The sequence below is a fragment of the Streptomyces sp. NPDC048106 genome (genome assembly GCF_040706415.1).
Taxonomy (GTDB): Bacteria; Actinomycetota; Actinomycetes; order Streptomycetales; family Streptomycetaceae; genus Streptomyces.
In genome coordinates this window covers 59,863-82,762 of sequence record NZ_JBEZND010000042.1, presented here as the reverse complement: position 1 = coordinate 82,762, position 22,900 = coordinate 59,863, and the positions used below count along the sequence as shown (strand labels likewise).

At 72.4% G+C, this 22,900-nt stretch carries 17 protein-coding genes and 1 rRNA gene; 12 read left to right on the top strand and 6 right to left on the bottom strand.

Annotated features, from left to right (window positions below):
* From rrf to AB0927_RS32500, 4 genes are all read left to right on the top strand, one after another.
* A 5S ribosomal RNA gene (gene rrf / locus AB0927_RS32515) occupies positions 1–92 on the top strand; the annotation flags it as partial.
* 268 nt (positions 93–360) lie between these two features.
* Positions 361–528: a hypothetical protein gene (locus AB0927_RS32510; RefSeq protein ID WP_366671372.1), complete on the top strand. Its 168-nt coding sequence runs from the start codon at positions 361–363 to the stop codon at positions 526–528.
* 112 nt (positions 529–640) lie between these two features.
* The gene (locus tag AB0927_RS32505) at positions 641–2,254 is read left to right on the top strand and encodes a site-specific DNA-methyltransferase (RefSeq protein ID WP_366671371.1); all 1,614 of its coding nucleotides are present in this window, start codon (positions 641–643) and stop codon (positions 2,252–2,254) included.
* Complete coding sequence (locus AB0927_RS32500) at positions 2,251–4,815, top strand: DEAD/DEAH box helicase family protein (protein WP_366671370.1); 2,565 nt, start codon at positions 2,251–2,253, stop codon at positions 4,813–4,815. Before AB0927_RS32505 ends, AB0927_RS32500 begins: the two co-directional genes overlap by 4 nt.
* Here the strand turns inward: AB0927_RS32500 and AB0927_RS32495 are convergent.
* Positions 4,796–6,037, bottom strand: coding sequence for a serpin family protein (locus AB0927_RS32495; protein ID WP_366671369.1), 1,242 nt, complete (start codon positions 6,035–6,037; stop codon positions 4,796–4,798). The genes AB0927_RS32500 and AB0927_RS32495 overlap by 20 nt on opposite strands.
* A 260-nt stretch (positions 6,038–6,297) precedes the next feature.
* Between AB0927_RS32495 and AB0927_RS32490 the strand changes: the two genes are divergently transcribed.
* From AB0927_RS32490 to AB0927_RS32470, 5 genes are all read left to right on the top strand, one after another.
* Entirely contained in the window at positions 6,298–7,050 is a 753-nt protein-coding gene (locus AB0927_RS32490; protein ID WP_366671368.1) for a GntR family transcriptional regulator, read from the top strand.
* A 367-nt stretch (positions 7,051–7,417) separates the two neighbouring features.
* The gene (locus AB0927_RS32485; RefSeq protein WP_366671367.1) at positions 7,418–7,609 is read left to right on the top strand and encodes an SPOR domain-containing protein; all 192 of its coding nucleotides are present in this window, start codon (positions 7,418–7,420) and stop codon (positions 7,607–7,609) included.
* A gap of 51 nt (positions 7,610–7,660) precedes the next feature.
* Positions 7,661–8,071: a (deoxy)nucleoside triphosphate pyrophosphohydrolase gene (locus AB0927_RS32480; RefSeq protein WP_366671377.1), complete on the top strand. Its 411-nt coding sequence runs from the start codon at positions 7,661–7,663 to the stop codon at positions 8,069–8,071.
* A gap of 147 nt (positions 8,072–8,218) precedes the next feature.
* Positions 8,219–8,626 (top strand): ATP-binding protein, encoded by a 408-nt coding sequence (locus tag AB0927_RS32475; protein WP_366671366.1) that lies wholly within the window; start codon positions 8,219–8,221, stop codon positions 8,624–8,626.
* A gap of 318 nt (positions 8,627–8,944) precedes the next feature.
* A complete protein-coding gene (locus tag AB0927_RS32470; RefSeq protein WP_366671365.1) occupies positions 8,945–11,533 on the top strand; it encodes a SpoIIE family protein phosphatase in 2,589 nt (862 codons plus the stop codon).
* Positions 11,534–11,611: 78 nt separating this feature from the next.
* On the opposite strand, the gene AB0927_RS32465 is transcribed toward AB0927_RS32470, so the two are convergent.
* Entirely contained in the window at positions 11,612–13,195 is a 1,584-nt protein-coding gene (locus AB0927_RS32465) for a hypothetical protein (protein WP_366671364.1), read from the bottom strand.
* Positions 13,196–13,275: 80 nt separating this feature from the next.
* Between AB0927_RS32465 and AB0927_RS32460 the strand changes: the two genes are divergently transcribed.
* Positions 13,276–14,490, top strand: coding sequence for a hypothetical protein (locus AB0927_RS32460; RefSeq protein WP_366671363.1), 1,215 nt, complete (start codon positions 13,276–13,278; stop codon positions 14,488–14,490).
* 12 nt (positions 14,491–14,502) lie between these two features.
* Here the strand turns inward: AB0927_RS32460 and AB0927_RS32455 are convergent, their stop codons facing one another.
* The 4 genes from AB0927_RS32455 to AB0927_RS32440 form a co-directional block, all read right to left on the bottom strand.
* Positions 14,503–15,273, bottom strand: coding sequence for a succinate dehydrogenase/fumarate reductase iron-sulfur subunit (locus AB0927_RS32455; RefSeq protein WP_366671362.1), 771 nt, complete (start codon positions 15,271–15,273; stop codon positions 14,503–14,505).
* The gene (locus AB0927_RS32450) at positions 15,270–17,192 is read right to left on the bottom strand and encodes a fumarate reductase/succinate dehydrogenase flavoprotein subunit (RefSeq protein WP_366671361.1); all 1,923 of its coding nucleotides are present in this window, start codon (positions 17,190–17,192) and stop codon (positions 15,270–15,272) included. The genes AB0927_RS32455 and AB0927_RS32450 overlap by 4 nt, the downstream gene beginning before the upstream one ends.
* Positions 17,192–18,013 (bottom strand): hypothetical protein, encoded by an 822-nt coding sequence (locus tag AB0927_RS32445; RefSeq protein WP_366671360.1) that lies wholly within the window; start codon positions 18,011–18,013, stop codon positions 17,192–17,194. Before AB0927_RS32445 ends, AB0927_RS32450 begins: the two co-directional genes overlap by 1 nt.
* A 61-nt stretch (positions 18,014–18,074) precedes the next feature.
* A complete protein-coding gene (locus tag AB0927_RS32440) occupies positions 18,075–18,362 on the bottom strand; it encodes a hypothetical protein (protein ID WP_366671359.1) in 288 nt (95 codons plus the stop codon).
* Between the two features lie 286 nt (positions 18,363–18,648).
* Between AB0927_RS32440 and AB0927_RS32435 the strand changes: the two genes are divergently transcribed.
* Both AB0927_RS32435 and typA read left to right on the top strand, forming a co-directional pair.
* Positions 18,649–20,769 carry an ABC transporter family substrate-binding protein gene (locus AB0927_RS32435; RefSeq protein ID WP_366671358.1) on the top strand — a complete coding sequence of 707 codons (2,121 nt, stop codon included), beginning with the start codon at positions 18,649–18,651 and terminating at the stop codon, positions 20,767–20,769.
* 142 nt (positions 20,770–20,911) lie between these two features.
* On the top strand, positions 20,912–22,819 hold the full coding sequence (gene typA, locus AB0927_RS32430; RefSeq protein ID WP_366671357.1) for a translational GTPase TypA: 1,908 nt from the start codon (positions 20,912–20,914) through the stop codon (positions 22,817–22,819).
* The last annotated feature ends 81 nt before the right edge of the window (positions 22,820–22,900 follow it).

Here is a 22,900-nt window from a genome sequence, read left to right as displayed (position 1 = left end):
CGCCCGGTTACATTCCGAACCCGGAAGCTAAGCCTTTCAGCGCCGATGGTACTGCAGGGGGGACCCTGTGGGAGAGTAGGACGCCGCCGAACAATGTTTGGGGAAACCCCCGCACTTCTGGTGCGGGGGTTTTCTGCGTTCAGGGATCCGTCGGTGTTCTCGAAGCCGCAAAGGGAACCGAAGAGGCTCCCGTGCCGGCACGGGAGCCTCTTCGGTTGCGGTCAGCGGGTGCGGCGGCGGGTCAGCAGGCGGACCAGGACCAGGGTGACGGCCACGGCCGCGGAGGCGAATCGACTCCTTCTTCACGGTGTCCGGGAACGGTGCCTTCGCCCGGCGGATGATCGTTTCCACGACGGACAGGTGCGGCGAGCCCGCCCTCACCGAGACGAGGATCCCGAAGACCGGGGGACGGCGGTCGGCCTGGAGGAGACGACGCGGATCGTGGACGCGCTCCCGAGGCTGGAGATCCGCCCCGCGCGCGAGCGGGACGCGGGCCGGGACCGGCCGGACGGCCCGGTGGGCGTCTAACCTGGGTGAAGCCATATCTTCGCAGATGGAAAGCCCATGCCGGGCCGCGTGGACCGCGTTGTCAGTCCCCGTCGGTACGCTTCCGGATGTCACGACAGTTGGAGGAAGAAGCATGGGCACCTCGGGGCGCCTCAGCCTGTCCTGGGTCAACAAGGACAGGTCGCTCGTCAGCACCCAGGGCGGCGGCTACGAATGGGTCGACCGCGACGACGCCCGGGTGACCGAGACGCGCCTGCTGACCGACGTGTCCACCGTGGGCGAGGTGCGCGAGGACCGCGCGCGGGCCCGGGACAACCTGCTGATCACCGGCGACAGCGCCGAGGCCCTCAGGTCGCTCACCCGGCTCCCGGAGTTCGCCGACGAGTACCGGGGCAAGGTCAAGCTCGTCTACATCGACCCCCCGTTCAACACGGGACTGACCTTCGAGCAGTACGACGACGGGCTCGAGCACTCCATCTGGCTCACGATGATGCGCGACCGGCTGCTGCTCATCCGGGACCTGCTGGCCGACGAGGGAAGCCTGTGGCTGGAACTCGACGACACGGAAATGGCGTACTGCAAGGTCCTGCTGGACGAGATCTTCGGCCGGTCCAACTTCATCTCCACCGTGGTCTGGCAGCGGCGCCACTCCCGCTCCAACGACGCCGTGTTCTCCACGTCCCACGACTACATCCTGGTGTACGCCAAGAACGCGGCCCGGTTCCGGGCGGTGCGCAACAAACTGCCCCTCCAGCCCGAGCAGGCCGGTGACTACGCCAATCCCGACGGCGACCCGCGCGGCCCGTGGCGCTCCATCTCCTTCAGCGCGCCCAATCTGAGGCCGAATCTCTCCTACGAGATCGTCGCCCCTTCGGGGAAGACGCACGTCCCGCCGAGCGGCCGCTGCTGGCGCACCACGCGGGACGCCTTCGAGCGGCTCCTGGCGGACGGCCGCGTCTACTTCGGGGCGAACGGGCTGGGCGTGCCCCGGGTGAAACAGTTCCTCTCCGAGGCGCCGGGAATCGTGCCGAACACCTGGTGGACCCACCAGGAGACCGGGCACACGGAGGAGGCCGCCAAGGAGAGCGCCGCGCTCTTCGGCCGGGCCGCCGCCTTCAGCACCCCGAAGCCCGAGCGGCTGCTGCACCGCATCATCTCCATCGCCTCCGACCCCGGCGACATCGTCCTCGACTGCTTCGCCGGCTCCGGCACCACCGCGGCCGTCGCCCACAAGACGGGCCGCCGCTGGGTGACGGTCGAGCGGCAGCCGGACACCGTGGAGCGCTACGTCCTCCCGCGCCTGCGCAAGGTGGTCGAGGGCGAGGACGCCGGCGGCGTCTCCGAGACCACCGGCTGGGAGAAGGGCGGCGGATTCCGCCGCCTGGAGGTCGCCCCGTCCATGTACGAGCGGCTCGGGCGCCGGGTGCTGCTCGCGCCCTGGGTCGAGGGCGACGCCTTCGCGGCGGCCGCCTGCGCGCAGCTACCGGGCTTCGAGCTGGACCCGGAGGCCGAGCCGCCCTTCGTCGGCGGCAAGGGCCGCCAGCGGCTCGCGGTGGTCGACGGGCTGGTCTCCGAGCACACCGTGCGGTCCGTCGTGGCCGCGCTGCACGAGGACGAGCGGGTGCTCATCGTCGGCAAGAGCCATCTGCGGGAGGCGGCGAGCCTCCTGGAGCGGCTCAGCCCCGGTTCGCGGATCAAGAAGGCCCCCCAGGACCTGCTGGACATGAAGGGACGTGTGCTGCGTTGAGCTGGATCACATACGACCAGGCGGCGATCGAGGACCTCGCGACCCGCATGGCCCTGCGGGACCCCAACCGCCGTGCCGTGGCCAGGGTCGTCGAGGAGATCCAGCCGGGGGATGGCCGGGAGGTCGTCTGCGACCTGGCGACCGGCGTCGGCAAGACGTACATCTGCCGGGCGCTCATCGACTACCTCGCCGACCAGGGCGTGCGCAACATCCTCATCGTCACGCCCGGCCGGACCATCCAGCGCAAGACCGTCGCCAACTTCACGCCCGGCCACCCCAAGTTCGTGCCCGGCGCCACCCATGAGCCCCTCGTCATCACCCCCGAGAACTACGCGGGCGGCCGGGTCGGCGACGCCATGCACGACGCGGACGCGCTCAAGGTCTTCATCTTCAACGTCCAGCTGCTGACCAAGCCGACCGCGAAGGCCTCGCGCGCCACCTATCTCACCGACGAGTTCATCGGCACCGCGCTGTACGACCACCTGCGCTCGGTGGACGACCTCGTGGTCATCGCCGACGAGCACCATGTGTACCGGAGCGAGGCGAAGCGGTTCCACGAGGCGGTACGGGACCTGGAGCCGAGGGCGCTCGTCGGGCTGACGGCGACCCCGGACGAGACGGACCGCAGGGTGCCGGGCCGGGTGGTCTTCCAGTACTCCCTCGCCGAGGCCATCGCGGACGAGCTGGTCAAGATCCCCGTCATCGTCTACCGCGAGGACGGGCACACCGACATCCGCACCCAGCTGGCCGACGCCTGCCACCTGCGCAAGGTCAAGGAGGAGACCACCAGACAGTGGGCGGAGCGCAACGGGCGGCCCATGGTCAACCCCGTGCTCTTCGTGGTCTGCCAGAGCATCGAGGAGGCCACCGAGACCGCCGGGATCCTGGCCGGGCCCGGGTTCATCGACGAGCCGGGCGCGGTGCTGCGGATCACCTCGGGCAGCAAGGAGGACGCGCTCGAAGCCCTGGCCGGCATCGAGGAGCCCGACTCGCCGGTGCGGGCCGTGGTCTCCGTCGACATGCTGAAGGAGGGCTGGGACGTCAAGAACATCAGCGTGATCGTGGCCCGGCGGGCCCTCGCCTCCCAGACCCTCACCGAGCAGATCCTCGGCCGCGGCCTGCGCCTGCCGTACGGGGAGCGGGTCGGGTTCTCGATGGTCGACTGCGTCGACATCATCGCCCACGAGTCGTACCGGCGGCTGCTGGAGTCCAAGGAGGCTTTGCTGGAGCACACGCTCCCGCAGCGGTCCGCGAAGAGCGGGACACCGGGCGCGTCGTCGGGTACGACGGGTACGGCGGACACGGCGGGTACGGCGGACACGGCGGGTACGCCGGGAACCGGCCAGGACGCTCCGGGGGCCGGTGCGGAGGCCCCGGCCGCGGCCGGAGGTGCGGCCGCGCTCCCCGCCTACCACGAGACCGAGACCCAGGGCATGCTGGCGTTCACCGCCGACGCCCCGGTCCGCGACGGCGGGTTCGACGGCGAGACCTCCGAGGCCGTCTACCTCGGCATCGCCGACATGGCGGGCCGGCTCGCCGAGGCCGGGACCGAGAAGGAGCAGATCGAGCGGGTCATGCGGCCGGTGGACGGCGCCCCGGGCATCGTCTTCCCGAGCCGGCGCCTGCTGGAGAAGCCGGACACCTACAGCCTGTCCTTCGTGAGCGCCGAGGCCGTCGCGGAGAAGGGCAGGCAGTTCAAGTACGAGATAGAGGTCGAGCTGAAGCGCAAGGCGCTGACCGCGTCGCACGCGCTGGACGGCGGCCTCAGCGTCCAGGTGCAGGACCAGAAGTCGGCCACGGGGACGCAGAGCAGCTGGCCGCTCGCGAAGGTCAGGGAGGACCTTGAGGAGCGGATCCTCAACCTGCCGCAGCTCAAGCTCACGGCCGACGAGGTCGAGGCCGCCGAGGCGATCGTGCGGACCTTCCTGGACGCGGCGGTCGAGAAGGACGCGGCGGACGGCACGCCCTGGGGCGAGGCCCGCGCGGAGCTGGCCCTGACCCAGCTGGAGCGGCTCGTCGTCGCCAGTTTCAAGCAGAAGCTCGCGGCGGTCGAGCACGAGCTCGTGAAGGTGAAGCTGCCGCCGCCCGCCCAGCCGTGGCCCGGCCGGACCATGCCCCAGCTGGCGATCACCGACAAGGTGATCCGGGGCATGGGCTACACCGGCTGGGACTGCTCGGTCCTGCCGGTCGTGCGCTTCGACGCGCTGTCGACCGAGGTCAAGCTGGCGCGGCTGATGGACGTCAGCCCCAAGGTGGCGTGGTGGCTGCGGCTGGAGTCGCCCAGCGGCACGTACCTCCAACTGGACAACGGCACGCGGTACTTCCCGGACTTCATCGCCCTCGGCGAGGACGGCACCCAGTGGCTCGTCGAGGGCAAGTCGAACGCGGAGGCGGCCAGCGCGCCGGTGCTCGCCAAGAAGGCCGCGGCCGAGGCCTGGGCGAAGGAGGTCACCGGGCGCGGGGACTTCGGCACCTGGCGCTACCTGTTCGCCACGGAGGAGCACCTGAGCCAGGCGAGCACCTGGGACGCGCTGCTGACCCTCACGGGCGCCCGGGGGTAGGACGCCCGGCACCGCCCGCGTAACCCGGCGCCTGGTACGGCGCCGGGTCGGTCACCCAGCCCGCCAGCAGCACCAGGCGCGAGTCGCGGTCGACGGCGAGGAAGGCGAAGGGGCGGTCGAAGGCCACGCGGACCACCGTGGTCTCGTAGCGGTACTCGGGCCGGGCGCCGCCGGGCGCCGCCGCCACGGCCGTCACCGCCGCCGCGCGGAAGCCGAGCGCGCCGAACCGGGTCACGGCCGACTGACGGGCCTCCGAGAGGGCCAGCGGATGGGCGCTCACCCCGGGGAAGTGGCCGAACCGCGCGTCCGTCGCCGTCCGGAGCCCGAACAGGTCCGGGTGGGCCAGCAGATCGTGGTCCGCGCGCACCTCGTACGCCACCGTCCGCACGTCCAGTGACGTCGGCTCCGGCGTGACGGCCGGCTCCCGCTCGATCCGCAGTCCAGGGCCGGCCTCGCCGTACGGCAGGGCGCCGCCCGGTGTGAGGGCGAGCGCGCGCTCCGCCACCGCCACGCCCGAGGCGATGACCTGACCCGGCGTCATCCGCTCCTCGCCGAGCACGAGATGCACGTCGATCCCGTTGTCGCCGGGGACCGTCAGGGCGGTGACGAAGCCGTCCGCGGTGCCCGCCACGCCGACCCGGTCCGGCCGCACGCTCCGCCGGTGCAGGCCGCGCAGGGTACGGCCCTGCCAGGGGCCCGCCTGCGGGGTGAGCGGCTGCTCGGTGAAGGGCTGGCGCCAGGTGGTGTGCAGGGCGAGCGCGCCGGCCAGCACCATCCGCGTCTGCCGGTTCAGCGTCACCGGCATCCGCTCGACCAGGCCGCCGGTCCGCTCGGCCGCCCAGTGGTCCAGCCGTTCCCGCGCGGTGACGAGGTCGTCGCCGAACACGCCGTGCGAGCCGGCGGGCAGTTCGGCCCGCCACTCCTCGCGCAGCAGCAGTCCGTGGTGCGTCCACAGGCCGAGCGCCGCGTCGAGGCCGGACACCGAGCCGAGGGCCGCGAGCAACTCCCGCGCGGTGGCGGCCGCCTGGTCCGCGGGCACGCCGAGCGCGTCGGCCAGTTCCTGCCGGGCGGGGCCCGCCGCGCCGTCGGCGAGGAGGGCCAGCAGGGGCCAGACTCCGGCCGCGGAGAACACCGTGCCGCCCCGTGCGGTGGTGCCCCACCGTGTGGTGAGTCCGTTCACCGCGCGTACGACGGCGCCGTCGACCCGGTTCTCCACCTTCAATTCCGCCCCCTGTGTCCCGCTTACCTGCGACAAGTCGTGAGAGGCACGGTACCGGTGCTCCTGGACTGCCGGTCGGGCGGCCGGAGTTGTCCAGGGGACCGGTCAGGTGTGAAGGGGTGCGAGAGCGGGGGAGAAAGGGCTGAGTGATGGCCTCCCCGGCCGGATGTCATCACTTCGAGTGATTCTCTGGCCTTTGCTTGCACGGCTCAACCCAGGGTTGCCACGCTGTTGCTGTCTGTACAGCCTGATGGGAGCGGCCAGTGACTTTCGGTGAGCAGCCGGCGTACTTGCGTGTCGCGGGTGATCTCCGCAAGAAGATCGTCGACGGTTCACTGCCCCCCCACACCCGGCTCCCCTCCCAGGCCCGCATCCGCGAGGAGTACGGCGTCTCGGACACCGTCGCCCTGGAGGCCCGCAAGGTCCTGATGGCCGAGGGCCTGGTCGAGGGCCGCTCCGGCTCGGGGACGTACGTGCGCGAACGGCCCGTGCCCCGCCGGGTGTCCCGTTCCGGCTACCGGCCCAGCGGCGGTGCCACGCCCTTCAGGCAGGAGCAGGCCGACGCCTCGGTGCGCGGCACCTGGGAGTCCAGCAGCGAGCAGGCCGAGGCCGGTGCCGCGATCGCCGAGCGGCTCGGGATCGAGACCGGCGAGCGGGTCATGCGCACCAAGTACCTGTTCCGCGAGGCCGGTGAGCCGATGATGCTCTCCACCTCCTGGGAGCCCCTCGCCGTCACCGGCCGCACCCCGGTCATGCTGCCCGAGGAGGGGCCGCTCGGCGGGATGGGCGTGGCCGAGCGCATGCGGGCCATCGACGTGATCGTGGACAACGTCACCGAGGAGGTCGGCGCGCGCCCCGGTCTCGCCGAGGAACTCCACCTCCTCGGCGGGGTTCCCGGTCATGTCGTCCTGGTCGTCCAGCGCACGTACTTCGCCTCCGGGCGGCCGGTGGAGACCGCGGACGTGGTGATCCCGGCGGACCGGTACCGGGTGGCGTACCACCTGCCGGTGCGGTGAGGGCCGTACTCCACGGAGTGAGGTAGCGCACACCCCGGGCTTGCGCGGGAGGCGGATGCGCCGGGGGGCCGCCGCCCCCCTTGCACGGCCGGTCCTGCCGTCCGGCTGTCTTCGCAGGTGGGTGCCGATTCCCGGAAATGCGCCCGGTTTTCTCCCCGAGGGCGCATTCGTGCTCGTGCGCCCCCGGCGTTCTGGCTCGATGCGTACCTCTTTGTGAAAAGGCGTATTCGCTGCGTAAAGGTTGGGCGTACGCTCGGGCATATGCGTATTGCGGTTTCCTTAGGCGGGGCCCGGCGCGGGCCCGGGACGGGATGGGGGTCCCGTGATGCCAAAGAGAGTGAAGGGCGCGATGGGGGCGGAGCGGACCATGAGTGAGGGCACGGTTTCCCTGCCCTGGATCGTCATACGGCAGGACGACAACGGCAATCGGTACCGCGTCGGCCGGTACGCGACCCAGGCAGAGGCACAGAAGATCGCCGACAGCTTCGAGGACCGGGGGCACAAGCAGCTCTACATGGTCGAGCGCATCGGACAGCACGGGGAGGGCGGCCGCGGCTGACCGGCGGCACCCGTGCCCGGGGTCTCCCGTAGGCTCCGCTGCATGACGCCCATGACGGAACGGACCGTGGTGGTGGGCGCCGCCCTGCTCGACGGCGGCCGCCTGCTCGCCGCGCGCCGCAGCGCCCCCGCCGACCTGGCCGGACGCTGGGAACTGCCCGGCGGCAAGGTCGAGCCGGGGGAGCGGCCCGAGGACGCCCTGGTCCGCGAACTGCGCGAGGAACTCGGCGTCGACGCCGAGACGGTGGAGCGCGTACCCGGCCAGTGGCCCCTGCGGGAGCCGTACGTCCTGTGGGTGTGGACCGCCCGGCTGCGCCCCGGCTCGCCCGCGCCCCGGCCCCTCCAGGACCACGACGAGCTGCGCTGGCTGGCCCCGGCCGGGCTGTGGGACGTGCCGTGGCTGGAGCAGGACGTGCCGGCGGTGCGGGAGGTCGCGGGGCGGCTGGGGGCGGAGGCGCGCTGAAAAGCGCCTCGGCGCGCGCCGCCTGACGCCGATGCGCTGACCCGCGTACGCCGTTCGACCCACACGGCTGTCCGGACGGTAATGGCCATCGCTTATCGGGTATGGGCCCATTAACCCCACGAAACCGGACAGCTCGCGGCCTGGGAAGTGATCGGCGTGATCGACACCGATGGTGACTGCGCCGAGTGGACCTTCCCCGCGGATCCCGGCGCCGTGCGCAGCGCCCGCGCCGCCGTCCGCGGCCAGTTGCACGGCTGGGACCTCGACTGTGTCGCCGATCTCGCCGCGCTGCTGGTGAGCGAGCTGGTCACCAACTCGCTGCGCTACGCCGCAGGCCCCATCGGTGTACGGCTCGTACGGCCCGTCGGCGCCGACGACTCCCTCCTGGTGGAGGTCTCCGACCCGCTTCCCGACCCTCCGCGCGAGCGGATCGCCCGGCCCGAGGACGAGAGCGGGCGCGGCCTGCAACTGCTGGCCGGGTCCTCCCGCCGCTGGGGCACCCGGCCCGGCGCGAGCGGAAAGACCGTCTGGTTCGAGCTGGCCGTACCGGGGTGACGGTGCGGGGGCGCACTGGGGTGGCGCGGGGGTGCCCGGGGTGACGCAGGGGCGCCCGAAGGGGCGGAGGGGGTGTACATCGGCCGCCGTACGGTCCACCCCCGTGACCCCGGCACGCAGACGGGTCCGGAGTGTGTGATTCGGGGGCGTGTTCCCTGGTTAGAAGAGTGGAAGTGTTGTCGCGGAGCGGTCCGAAAAACGTCTGGACCGAGCTGTGATCGTGAACACCGTGTCGCGCGGCGCCGTAGTGCTGGATACTTCGGGCAGCCGCCCCCGGTGACCGGTGCCGGGCGCGGTGAGCTGGAGGGGACGGTTCGCGTGAGCGAGATACCAGCGAAGGCCACGGAGTCCGAGGACCCGTCGGACGGCGCGAGGGATCAGACCGCCGCGAGTGCGGCGGCGCCTGGTGGCGCCCTGTGGCAGAGCAGTCCGCCCGGCTCCATGTACGACTACATAAAGGTGGCCTCCTTCTCCATCGGCCCCGGCGGCCTGGTGGACCAGTGGAGCCTGCGCGCCGAGCAGCTCTTCGGCATCCCCGCCGCGTGCGCCGTGGGCATGGATCCCATAGTGGCGTTCATCGACCCCGACCTGCGGGAACAGGGTCAGCGCAAGATGGCCGAGATCCTCGACGGGCGCGAGTGGACCGGGGTCGTGCCCTTCCGGATGCCGGATCCCCCGGAGGGCGGGCGCGGCGCGGACGGCCTGGCCGAGGTCTATGTGATGCCCACCCGCACCGCGGAGGGCGAGAAGGCCGCCGTCTGCATCGTCGTGGACGTCCGCACCCTACGGAGGATCGAGACCGATCTCGCCGCGTCCCAGGCGATATTCGGACAATCCCCCTTCGGCTTCCTGCTGATCGACTTCGACCTGCGGGTGCGCCGCGTCAACCAGCGGTTCGCCTCCGTCTTCGGCGGCACCCCGGACGACCACCGCGGCAAGGGAGTGTTCGACTACCTGCCCCGCGGCGAGGCCGAGCGGGTCTCGGCGACCCTGCGGCGGGTGCTGGAGAGCGGCGAGCCCATCACCGACATGCACGTCACCGGCCATGTCCCGGGTGCCGAGGAGCGCCGGCACTGGTCGGTGAACCTCTATCGCGTGCACAGCGGCAGCGGCCGGCCCATCGGCGTCGCCTGGCTCGCCACCGACGTCACCTCCCGCCGCGCCGCCGCCCGGGAGGCCGCCGCCGCCCGGCGCAACCTGGCGCTGCTCAACGAGGCCGGGGCCCGGATCGGCAACTCGCTGGACCTGGAGACCACGGCGCGCGAACTCCTCGACGTCGTCGTCCCCGGCTTCTGCGACCTCGCCACCGTCGACCTCTACCAGGGGCTGCTGACCGGCGACGAGACCCCGCCCGGGATGGCCGACGGCAGCGCCGAGCTGCGCCGGGTCGCGATCGCCAGCGCCGTCGCGGACGCGCCCGTCGGCCGCGTCACCGAGACCGTCAAGGTGGGCGCCGTCCACCACTTCCCCTTCAGCTCCCCCTGCGCGGACGCCCTGCGCACCGCACGGCCGCGGGCGGTGCCGGCCGAGGAGGGCAGCCTGGTCCAGTCCACCCTCGCCGTGCCGATGGTCGCGCACGACACCGTGGTGGGGCTCGTGCGGTTCGCACGCACCAAGGGCAGCGAGCCGTTCGGCGACCGGGACCGGGACCTCGCGGTGGAACTGGCCGCGCGCGCCGCGGTCTGCATCGACAACGCGCGGCTGTACCGCCGCGAGCACGAACGGGCGCTGATCCTCCAGCGCTCCCTGCTGCCGCCCGGCGATCCCGAGGCGTCCGGCCTGGACATCGCCTGCCGTTACCTGCCCGGCAACGCGGCGACCGAGGTGGGCGGCGACTGGTTCGACGTCATCGAACTGCCCGGCCACCGCACGGCGTTGGTGGTGGGCGACGTAATGGGGCGCGGCCTGCGGGCGGCGGTCGCGATGGGCGAACTCCGCACCGCGGTACGCACCTTGGCGCTGCTCGACCTCGAACCGGCCGAGGTGCTGTCCGCGTTGGACGAGATCGCGCGGGGACTCGGCACCCCGGGAGGCGTGCAGCAGGCGACCCGTACGGCGCGCCAGCCCAGGGATGCCGACCTGTCGGAGGTGTACCTCGCGACGTGCGTGTACGCCGTGTACGACTCGGTGACCCGGCGGTGCACGTTCGCCAACGCCGGCCATCTGCCGCCGGTGCTGGTCGAACCGGGAGAGTCCGCGCTGATGCTGGACGTGCCGCCCGGCATGCCGCTCGGGGTGGGTGGCGAGCCCTTCGAGGAGGTGGAGGTCGAACTCCCCGAGGGCTCGCTGCTCGCGCTGTACACGGACGGACTGGTCGAGTCCCGGGACCACCCCCTGGACGAGGGGCTGCACGCCCTCGTCGGCGCGCTCACCGATCCGGCGCAGCCGCTGGAGGACGTGTGCGACCACGTGCTCAACACCCTCGACACGCACCACGGCGAGGACGACATCGCGCTGCTGATGGCCCGGGTGCAGGGGCTGCCGGCGGAGTCCGTCGGCGACTGGACGCTGCCCCGGGAGCCGCGCAGCGTGGGCCGGGCGCGGGAACACGCCCGCGCACAGCTCCTCGGCTGGGGGCTGGACGCGCTCGTCGACACGACGGAGCTGCTGGTCAGCGAGCTGGTCACCAACGCGCTGCGGTACGGCGAGGGGGAGATCAGGCTACGGCTGCTGCTGGACCGGACGCTGGTGTGCGAGGTGTGGGACGGCGGGCTGGTGCAGCCCCGGCGGCGGCGGGCCCGGGACACCGACGAGGGGGGCCGCGGTTTGCAGCTCGTGCAGTTGCTCAGCGCGGCGTGGGGCTCCCGGCGGACCCCACGAGGCAAGACGGTGTGGTTCGAACTGCCCTTGCCGGGAGCGGAGTCGGTGCTCGCGGACCCGGCGGAGGCACTGCTGAGCCTGTTCTGACGGCCTGCGCCCACCGGCCCGCCCCGCTTCCGGCGCACGGCGCCCGCAAAGCGCTCTCAAGGCGTCCTCAACGCGCCCTCAAGGTGCCGACAGGCGTCGCCGCCCCCTGGTCGCCGGGCCGCCGAAGCCGGCCGGCGGGCCCGCGTCGGGCTCCTCGGCGAGGAGGACGCCGCCGAGCACGGCGCCGGGCAGACCGGCCGCGGCGCTGCCGGCGTAGGGCGTGCCGTGGGCGCGGACATCGCGTTCGGCGAGGTCGCGGGCCTCACGGGCGGCCGTGTCGGCCTCGAAGACGGTGCCGGTGGCCAGCGCGCGGGCCGCCTGCGACAGACGGGCGCGGGCGCGCGGGCCCACGGCGCCCCGGTGCACCGTGACGAAGTCGTCGGCCGAGTCGAGCGTGGCCTGGGCGACGAGGAGCGCCGCCGTGCCCAGTACCCCGGAGCGGCCGAGGTCCAGCCGGTCGACGGCGCGGGTGATCCGGCGCAGGGCGTCCAGCGGGTCGTGGGGGAGCGCGCCGGTCAACTCCTCCCGCACGGCGGCCAGTACGCCGTCCGCGTGGGCCAGCCGGGCAGCCAGCTCACCCGTGGCCAGGCGCGCGCGGGACCGCCCGTGCCGGGCCGCCGCCAGCTCGGCCTCCGCGCCGGTCAGCGCCGCCGGTACCAGCGCCGCGGCCTCCCGCAGCCGGGCGCCGAGCCGCTCCACGCCGCTCACCAGAACCTCGGCCTGGGCGATGGCGCCCTCGCCGGCCCGCAGGTTCCGGGCCGCGCGGTCGCCGTCGGCCGCGTCGACGCACTGGCGGGCCTCGTTGAGGCAGGCGGTGGCGAACAGCAGGCGGTCCTTGGCCTGTTCGACCGAGCCGGTGACCGAGTCGGTGGCCGAGGACGCGTACCGCTCCCGCAGCGCCGTCAGGGTCCCGTGGGCGGCCACCGTCCGTACCGCCAGCCCCCGGAACCGCCCCTCCGCCACTTCCAGCGCCGCGCCGGCCCCCGGCCCCTCCAGCCCCCGCGCCTGGTCCAGGGCCGCGGCCTCGGCGTCCAGCCGCCGCCCCGCCTCCGCACACCGCCCGACCACCCCGGCCAGCGTCTGCCGCCGCGCCGCCGCCCCCTCGGGCAACCCCTGCTCGTACCCGCGCCACATCGCGAACGCCACCGCCAGCTCGGCCTCCGCCCCCCGCAGGGCCCGCGCGAAACCGTCCGTCCCGCCCGCCCCGCCCGCGAACTCCTCCCGCACGAACGACAGTTCCTCCGCGCTCGCGCGCACACAGTCGTCGGCCAGCACCAGCGCGATCCCCGCCTGGCGCTCGGCGTCGGTGAGCGTCGGGGGCGACGGCCGGCCCGGCATGGTGCCCGGTGTCGTACGGGTCCGGGCGCGGCGCACGCGGCGCAGGTAGCCGTAGGCCGCCAGGACCACCGCCGCGGCCACGGCGACGAGGGGGAGCACGAAGTCCGCCGTGGACGCGCCGCCCGGCCCCGCCGCAGAGCCGGCCACCGGTCCGGCCCCTGGTCCGGCGGGGGCGGCGGGAACCGGGGGGCTCGTGGTGACCGTCATCAACGGCAACATCAGCCACCCGGCCCCCACCAGGGCACCCACCACGGCATGCGTCACCCGCACCCGTATGTGCGCCTTGGCACACCGGGGGCGGCCCCGGAACAGGGAGGACGTCACATTTCGGAGCGTATGGGGGAGCCGACCGCGCCGCGAGTGGGGCGGATACGGGTGGGGGACCAGGCGGACAGGGAGACGGAATGGACGCGGAGACCGAACCGGTGAAGGGCCCCGGAGCGGGCGGCGAGCCGGCGGCGGAAGCCGATCCGGAAGCCGGTCCGGAAGCCGGTCCGGAAGCCGGTCCGGAAACCGGTCCGGAAACCGGTCCGGGGGCGGCGGACGCGGAGCGGCCCGCCGAGGACGCGGCCCCCGGCGGCGACCACCCCGCCCCGGGCCGCCCCAGGACCCGCCGCGTCCTGCGCCGCGCCCTCGTCGCCCTCGGACTGACCCTCCTGCTGCTGGTCCTCGCCCTCCTCACCGCCGAAGGCGCCCTGCGCGTCAACTACTCCGGCGACCTCGCCGCCGGCACCCGCAGCCGGGGTCAGGACGCGCTCTGGCTGGGGCATGCCTGGGTGGACGGGCGGAAGACGGAGAAGGACGTCGAGGACCTCGCGAGCCGGCTGCGGAAGACCGGCGTCAGGGATCTGTACGTGCACTCCGGGCCCCTGGAGGACGACGGGACGCTGCCCGACTCGGCCTACCCGAAGGCCGGTTGGCTGATCGGCGCCCTGCACCGGGAACTGCCCGGCGTCCGGGTGCAGGCCTGGCTCGGGGACGTGCTCGCGACCGAGGGGCCCAAGGGACTGCGCCTGGAGCGCCCCGCGACCCGGGCCGCGGTCCTCGCCTCCACGCGGCGGATTCTCGCCGCGGGCTTCCAGGGCGCGCACTTCGACCTGGAGCCGCTGCACTCGGGCGACCGCGACTACCTGGCCCTCCTCGACGACCTGCACGCCCTCACCCGGTCCCACCACGCGCTGCTCTCCGTCGCCGCCCACCAGATCGACCCCCTCCCGGGCTTCCACTCCTTCTGGGGCGCGACCACCGGGCATCCCAAGTGGTGGTCGCAGGCCTACTTCGGGCAGGTGGCCCGCCGGGTGGACCAGATCGCGGTGATGTCGTACGACACCATGCAGCCGCTGCCGAGCCTGTACGGCGGCTACGTCGCCCAGCAGACCAGCCTCGCCCTGGAGGTCACCCCCGATTCCACCCACCTCCTCATGGGCCTGCCCTTCTACCACGAGAACCGGTTCGGGCACCGGGCCCGCGCGGAGACCGTCCCGGCCGCGGTGCGGGGCGTGCGCCTCGGACTGTCCCGGACCGACTCCCACCGCGCCCGCTTCGGCGTCGCCCTGTACGTCGACTTCGCCGCCACCGAGGCGGACTGGCGGGCGTACCGGGAGGACTGGGTGGGGTGAGCCACCGCGCGGCTATGCGGGACGCCTGCGGATCTTCGAGCCCAGCCAGACCAGCGGGTCGTACTTGCGGTCTACGGCCCGTTCCTTCAGCGGGATCAGGGCGTTGTCCGTGATCTTGATGTCCTCGGGGCAGACCTCGGTGCAGCACTTGGTGATGTTGCAGTAGCCGAGGCCGTGTTCCTCCTGGGCGGTGCGCGCCCGGTCCAGGCCGGAGCGCTCCGCCGCGTCCAGCGGGTGCATGTCCAGTTCCGCGACGCGCATCAGGAAGCGCGGGCCCGCGAACGCCTGTTTGTTGTCCTCGTGGTCGCGCACCACGTGGCAGGTGTTCTGGCACAGGAAGCACTCGATGCACTTGCGGAACTCCTGCGAGCGGTCCACGTCCTCCTGGGACATCCGGTACTCGCCGGGGGCCAGCCCCGCGGGCGGCACGAACGCCGGGATCCGCCGTGCCTTCTCGTAGTTGAAGCTCACGTCCGTCACCAGGTCGCGGATCACCGGGAAGGCGCGCAGCGGGGTCACCGTGATGGTCTCCGCGCGGTCGAAGGCCGACATGCGGGTCATGCACATCAGCCGGGGGCGGCCGTTGATCTCCGCCGAGCACGAACCGCACTTGCCCGCCTTGCAGTTCCAGCGCACCGCCAGATCCGGCGCCTGGGTCGCCTGGAGGCGGTGGATGATGTCCAGGACCACTTCGCCGTCGTTGACCTCGACCGTGAAGTCCCGCAGCTCGCCGCCCTGTTCATCGCCCCGCCACACCTTGAAGCGGGCCTCGTAGCCGCTCATTCGGACAGCTCCCCTTCCAGCTCCTCGTCGGTGAGGTACTTCGCCAGCTCCTCCTTCTCGAACAGGGCGAGCAGGTCGGGGCGGATGGGGGGAGTGGTCTGCCGGGTCAGCCGGATCCGCCCGTCGGCGGAGTCGGAGAGTGTGCACAGCAGGTTGACGTTGCGCCACTCCCGCTCCATCGCCGGGAAGTCCTCCCGCGTGTGCCCGCCGCGCGACTCCGTCCGCTCCCGCGCCGCCCGCGCCACGCACTCGCTGACCAGCAGCATGTTCCGCAGGTCCAGGGCGAGGTGCCAGCCCGGGTTGAACTGGCGGTGGCCCTCGATGCCGGCCCGCCGGGCGCGCTCCCGCAGTTCGGCGAGCCTGGCCAGGGCCTGTTCCATCTCGTCCGCGCGGCGGATGATGCCGACCAGGTCGTTCATGGTCCGCTGGAGTTCCTGGTGCACGGCGTACGGGTTCTCCGGGGCGCCCGCCCCGTCCCCGTCCCCGGCCCCGAGGGAGAAGGGGCGCAGGGCCTCCGCCGAGGCCGCGTCGACCTGGGCCGCGTCCACGCGCGGCCGCTCCCGCGCCAGGGCCCGCGCGTACCCGGCCGCGTGCCGGCCCGCCCGCCGCCCGAACACCAGCAGGTCGGACAGCGAGTTGCCGCCGAGCCGGTTGGAGCCGTGCATGCCGCCCGCCACCTCGCCGGCCGCGTACAGGCCGGGCACCCCGCGGGCCGCCGCCGTGTCGGAATCGACGGCGATGCCGCCCATCACGTAGTGGCAGGTCGGCCCGACCTCCATCGGCTCGGCCGTGATGTCGACGTCCGCCAGCTCCTTGAACTGGTGGTACATGGACGGCAGCCGGCGCCGGATCACCTCCGCCGGCATCCGGGTGGAGACGTCCAGGAAGACCCCGCCGTGCGGGGAGCCCCGGCCCGCCTTCACCTCCGCGTTGATGGCCCGGGCGACCTCGTCGCGGGGGAGGAGCTCGGGCGGGCGGCGGTGGTGCTCCGGATCCTCGTACCACCCGTCGGCCTCTTGCTCCGACTCGGCGTACTTCTCCTTGAACACCTCCGGGATGTAGTCGAACATGAACCGCCTGCCCCCGGCGTCGCGCAGCACCCCGCCGTCGCCGCGCACCGACTCGGTGACGAGGATGCCCTTGACCGACGGCGGCCAGACCATGCCCGTGGGATGGAACTGCACGAACTCCATGTTCAGCAGCGGCGCCCCCGCGAGCAGCGCCAGCGCGTGGCCGTCGCCGGTGTACTCCCAGGAGTTCGACGTCACCTGGAAGGACTTGCCGATGCCGCCGGTCGCGAGGACCACGGCGGGTGCCTCCAGGACGAAGAAGCGGCCGGTCTCGCGGTCGTACGCGAAGACCCCCGAGACGCGTGAGCCGTCCTTCAGCACCCGGGTGACCGTGCACTCCTGATAGATCTTCAGGTCCGACTCGTAGTCCCCGGTCCGCCCGTGGTCCTCCTGCTGCAAGGCGACGATCCGCTGCTGGAGGGTGCGGATCAGCTCCAGGCCGGTGCGGTCGCCGACGTGGGCGAGGCGCGGGTACTCGTGGCCGCCGAAGTTGCGCTGGGAGATCCGGCCGTCCTTCGTACGGTCGAACAGCGCGCCCCAGGTCTCCAGCTCCCACACCCGCTGCGGGGCCTCCTGCGCGTGCAGCTCGGCCATCCGCCACTGGTTGAGGAACTTGCCGCCGCGCAGGGTGTCGCGGAAGTGCGTCTGCCAGGTGTCGTGCTCGTTGGCGTTGGCCATCGCCGCCGCGATGCCGCCCTCGGCCATCACTGTGTGCGCCTTGCCGAACAGCGACTTGCAGATCACCGCCGTACGGGCGCCCCGCTCGCGCGCCTCGATCGCGGCCCGCAGCCCGGCGCCCCCGGCACCGACCACGACGACGTCCCACTCCTGGCGGTCCACCACGGGCATCAGAAGAACCTCGGATCGTCGAAGACACCGGACGCGAGCAGATAGACGTAGAAGTCGGCGAGCGCCACGCTGAGCAGCGACGCCCACGCGAGCTGCATGTGCCGGGCGTTGAGCCGGCTCACGAACCGCCAGGCCCGGTAGCGCACCGGATGCCGGGAGAAGTGCTTGAGCTGGCCGCCGACGATGTGCCGGCAGGAGTGGCAGGAGAGGGTGTACGACCAGATCAGCGCGATGTTGGCGAGGAAGACGAGGGTGCCGAGGCCCATGTGGCCCCACCGGTGGTGGTCGTCGCGGAAGGTCAGGGCGGTGTCGTAGGTCAGCACGGCCGCGACGAGCAGGGCCGCGTAGAAGAAGTAGCGGTGGACGTTCTGGAGGATCAGCGGGAAGCGGGTCTCGCCGGTGTACTTCCGGTGCGGCTCGGCCACCGCGCAGGCGGGCGGGGAGGCCCAGAAGCCGCGGTAGTACGCCTTGCGGTAGTAGTAGCAGGTCAGCCGGAAGCCCAGCGGAAAGACCAGGATGATGATGGCCGGCGAGATGCCCCACCAGCCGCCGAAGAGGTCCGCGTTCGGGCCGCCGCGCATGGACTGGCAGTTGTGCGCCAGGCAGGGTGAGTAGAACGGCGAGACGTACGGCGACGCGTAGTAGTCGGCGTTCGCGAAGGCCCGCCAGGTCGAGTAGACGACGAAGGCCAGCAGACCGGCCGCCGTGCAGGCGGGTGCCAGCCACCAGCGGTCGGTCCGTAGATGGGCGGCGGCGATCGCGGCGCGCCCGGGGGCGCGCACGCCACCGCCGCCGGGTCGGTGTTCCGTGCCAGTGGCCAAGACAGCACTCCGGTCGGCTCAGGGAACAGGGGCGTATCCAGCGCTGTGACCGGAAAACGCCCTAGGGGGCGTGCCGGTCACGGGCGCCCAGGCCCTCGTCGTCCGCGTCCGTCCACAGGCTGAGGTCGTACGGCGCGTCGGAGATGGTGACGAGGTCGGGCCGGGGGGCGGAGCCCTGGGTGGCGGCCGCCTCGCGCAGCAGCGCCACGCTCTCGCGCAGGTGGTCGGCGTCCAGGCGGGCCCGGCGCACCTCCAGGCCGCCGCCGAGCTGCTGCTCCAGCCGGCCCAGCGACCGCCGCAGGTCTTCGACGCTGCGCTGGACCATGTTCAGGTCGTCGTACACGGACATGATGTGCCCTCGCTTCCGCGGATGCTGCGGGTCCCGGGCGGCTTGCTCGTGCGCCTGAGAGTGTTGCGCGTCACACCTGGTGCTGTGAAGGGATCTGCATCGATTGGACAGGCGTGCGGTGCTTGTCCCGGTGTGTTTGCGCCGCACGGGTGGGCTTGCCGTCGGTCGCCGCCGTGTCGCTCGTGGTTGACGGATCCTTTCCTCTTCAGTAGCCGCGTAGATCTGATCAGCTCCAAATACCGCCAAACGTGATCATATCGCTCACGGCTCCCCGGAGGTAGCAGAGATGTCCCACCACGGCGTCGGCCTGCGCGCGCTCCTGCGCTCGGCCGCCATCCTGACCGCGGGCACGCTCGCGGTACCGCTGCTCGGGGGCTGTGGGTCGGACGAGGACGTGGCCAAGCCCCTCGCCGCGCAGGACATCGCTCTGGTCGCCCGCAGCCAGGTGGCCGACGGAGGCACCCTGAAATGGGCCGTGGACGGCATGCCGGAGACGCTGAACACCTTCCAGGCCGACGCCGACACCGGCACCACCCGCGTCGCCCAGGCCGTGCTGCCGTCCATGTTCCGGATGGACGCCACGGGCCGCCCGGTCGTCAACCCCGCCTACCTGGAGTCCGCCAAGGTCATCGAGACCGAGCCGCGCCAGGTGGTGCTGTACAAGCTGAACCAGCAGGCCGTGTGGAGCGACGGCCGGGAGATCGGCGCCGCCGACTTCGTCGCCCAGTGGCGCGCCCTGGCCGGGAAGGACAGCGCCTACTGGACCGCCCGCAACGCCGGGTACGACCGCATCGAGAAGATCGAGCGAGGCGCCAGCGACCTCCAGGTCCGGGTCACCTTCTCCCGCCCCTACGCCGACTGGAAGTCGCTGTTCTCCCCGCTGTACCCGAAGGACGTCATGGGCACCCCGGACGCCTTCAACGACGGCGCCCGCCGCAAGCTGGCCGTCAGCGCCGGGCCCTTCAAGGTGGACAAGGTCGACACCATCGCCCAGGACGTCGTCCTCACCCGCAACCCCCGCTGGTGGGGCAGACCGGCCAAGCTGAACCAGATCGTGCTGCACGCCGTGCCCCGCGACAAGCGGGTCGGCGCGCTCGCCGACGGCAGCGCGGACCTCGCCGACCTCGACCCGGCCGACGCCGAGCGGATTGGGCTCGCCGCGCGCGAGAAGGGCACCGCGACCCCGTTGCAGGGCGGCGGGAAGACCTCCCTGGCGACGCTGCGTTCCTGGGCGCGCGCCCACGGGCTCGACTCCGGCGACGTGAAGGCGGGCCGCAAGAAGCTCGCGCAGGCCATCACCGAGTACCTCGACCAGCAGACGGCCCTCCAGGCCTTCGGCGTCCGCAAGTCCCTGGAGCCCGCCTACACCCAGCTCGCCCTCAACGGCGCCTCCGGGCCGCTGACCGACGAGCGGGTCCGCCGGGCCATCGCGCGCGCCCTGGACCGCAAGGAGATCGCCCGCCTGGTGCTCACCCCGCTGGGCCTGCCCGCCGTCCCCGTCGGCAGCCACCTCGCCCTGTCCGGCCAGCTCGCGTACGCCGACGACAGCGGGGCGCTCGGCGCGCAGGACACCAAGGCGGCGCAGGCGCTGCTCGCGGACGCCGGATGGGTGCCCGGCGGGCCGGTCAAGGAGCAGAAGAAGGGGCAGAAGGCGGCCGGGCCCGAGAGCGACCGGGAGGAGAAGTCGGACGGCGGCCGGGACGGCGAGTACGTCGTCGGCGAGGACGACAAGGGTGACGCCGGCGGCAGACACCTCGCGGAGGAGGGCCGGCACGGGGGAGCGGCGGGCGCGTACGCCCCCAAGGGCACGGCGGCACCGGCCGGGGCCAAGGCCGGACCGCTCGCCAAGGACGGCAAGGCGCTCGCGCTCCGCTTCGTGCTGCCGTCCGGGCCCGGCTCGGACACGCTGAACACCGTCGCCACGCGGATCTCCGCGATGCTGGACCGGCTCGGGATCACCACGACGATCACCAAGGTGTCCGACGAGAGCTACTTCAGGGACCACATCGCCGCGGGCGACTTCGATCTCGCGCTGTACTCCTGGCCGTCCTCCGCCTTCCCCGCGACGGACGCCCGGCCGATCTACGCCAAGCCGCTGCCGGGCGCGGACGGCTCGGTGAACGTCGAGCAGAACTACACGCGGGTCGGCACCGACCAGGTCGACCAGCTCTTCGAACAGGCGGCGACGACGCTGGACGAGGACGAGGCGACGTCCCTGATCCGCAAGGCCGACACCCGTATCTGGGCCGCCGCCGGCTCGATCCCGCTCTACCAGCGGCCGCAGCTCGTGGGGGCGCGGAAGGATCTGGTCAACGCGGGTGCGTTCGGATTCCAGACACCGGTGTTCGAGGACATCGGATTCCTGAAGAAGGGCGCGAAGGTCTCGCCGAGCCCGTCCCGCGGCTGAGGGCGCCCCGGCCCTGCGGAGGCCGCCCCGCCCGGGGACACGTAACATGGGGTGAGGCCGTGGCATGTCAAGCCCGGCAGGGCCCGCGTCACACCGGACGCACACCGAGGGCCTTCCGCACATTCCGGGAGTTCGCCGCACTATGGCCACGCGCCACGACATCCGCAACGTTGCCATCGTCGCTCACGTCGACCATGGCAAGACCACCATCGTCGACGGCATGCTGAAGCAGGCCGGCGCGTTCGCCGCCCACCAGCTCGACCAGGTCGACGACCGGGTGATGGACTCGAACGACCTGGAGCGTGAGAAGGGCATCACGATCCTCGCCAAGAACACGGCGGTCAAGTACCACCCGAAGGACGGCGGGGAGGTCATCACCATCAACATCATCGACACCCCCGGCCACGCCGACTTCGGTGGCGAGGTCGAGCGCGGTCTGTCGATGGTCGACGGCGTGGTGCTGCTGGTGGACGCCTCCGAGGGCCCGCTGCCGCAGACCCGTTTCGTGCTGCGCAAGGCGCTCCAGCAGCGCCTGCCCGTCATCCTGTGCATCAACAAGACGGACCGTCCGGACGCCCGCATCGACGAGGTCGTCAACGAGACGTACGACCTCTTCCTCGACCTGGACGCGGACGAGGAGCAGATCGAGTTCCCGATCGTCTACGCCTGCGGCCGTGACGGCATCGCCTCGCTGACCAAGCCGCAGGACGGCACCGTCCCGGCCGACAGCGACAGCCTGGAGCCGTTCTTCTCCACGATCCTGGAGCACATCCCGGCCCCGACGTACGAGGAGGACGCGCCGCTCCAGGCCCACGTCACCAACCTCGACGCCGACAACTTCCTCGGCCGTATCGCGCTGCTCCGCGTCGAGCAGGGCGAGCTGCGCAAGGGCCAGACCGTGGCCTGGATCAAGCGCGACGGCTCCATCAGCAACGTGCGCATCACCGAGCTGATGATGACCGAGGCGCTCACCCGCAAGCCCGCCGAGGTGGCCGCCCCGGGTGACATCTGCGCCGTCGCCGGTATCCCGGACATCATGATCGGCGAGACCCTGGCCGACCCGGAGAACCCGGTCGCGCTGCCGCTGATCACCGTGGACGAGCCGGCGATCTCCATGGTCATCGGCACCAACACCTCGCCGCTGGTCGGCCGTGGCGGCACCGGCAAGGGCGCCGACGCGAAGGCGGCGGTCAAGGACCGCAAGGTCACCGCCCGCCAGGTCAAGGACCGGCTGGACCGCGAGCTGATCGGCAACGTCTCGCTGCGCGTCCTGGACACCGAGCGCCCGGACGCCTGGGAGGTGCAGGGCCGCGGTGAGCTGGCGCTCGCCATCCTCGTCGAGCAGATGCGCCGCGAGGGCTACGAGCTGACCGTCGGCAAGCCCCAGGTCGTCACCCGGGAGATCGACGGCAAGGTCCACGAGCCGGTCGAGCGCATGACGATCGACGTGCCCGAGGAGCACATGGGCGCCGTCACCCAGCTCATGGGCGTCCGCAAGGGCCGCATGGACAACATGTCGAACCACGGCTCCGGCTGGGTGCGCATGGAGTTCGTCGTCCCCTCGCGCGGTCTGATCGGTTTCCGTACCGAGTTCCTGACCCAGACCCGTGGCACGGGCATCGGGCACTCCATCCACGAGGGCCACGAGCCCTGGTTCGGCACCCTCACGACCCGTAACAACGGCTCGCTGGTGGCCGACCGCTCCGGCTCCGTCACCGCGTTCGCGATGACGAACCTCCAGGAGCGCGGCGTGCTCTTCGTGGACCCGGGCACCGAGGTGTACGAGGGCATGATCGTCGGCGAGAACTCGCGCGCCGACGACATGGACGTGAACATCACCAAGGAGAAGAAGCTCACGAACATGCGGTCGTCCTCGGCCGACTCGTTCGAGGCGATCGTCCCGCCGCGCAAGCTGTCGCTGGAGCAGTCGCTGGAGTTCTGCCGTGACGACGAGTGCGTCGAGGTGACCCCGGAGGCCGTTCGCATCCGCAAGGTGAACCTCGACCAGCGTGAGCGCGCCCGCGCCGCGAGCCGCGCCAAGCACGGCTGATCCAGGGCCACTTGAACCCGGGTCCCCCCACGTGGGGGGACCCGGGTTTTTTGCAACCCGTTTTCCAGTGGTGTATGTCCG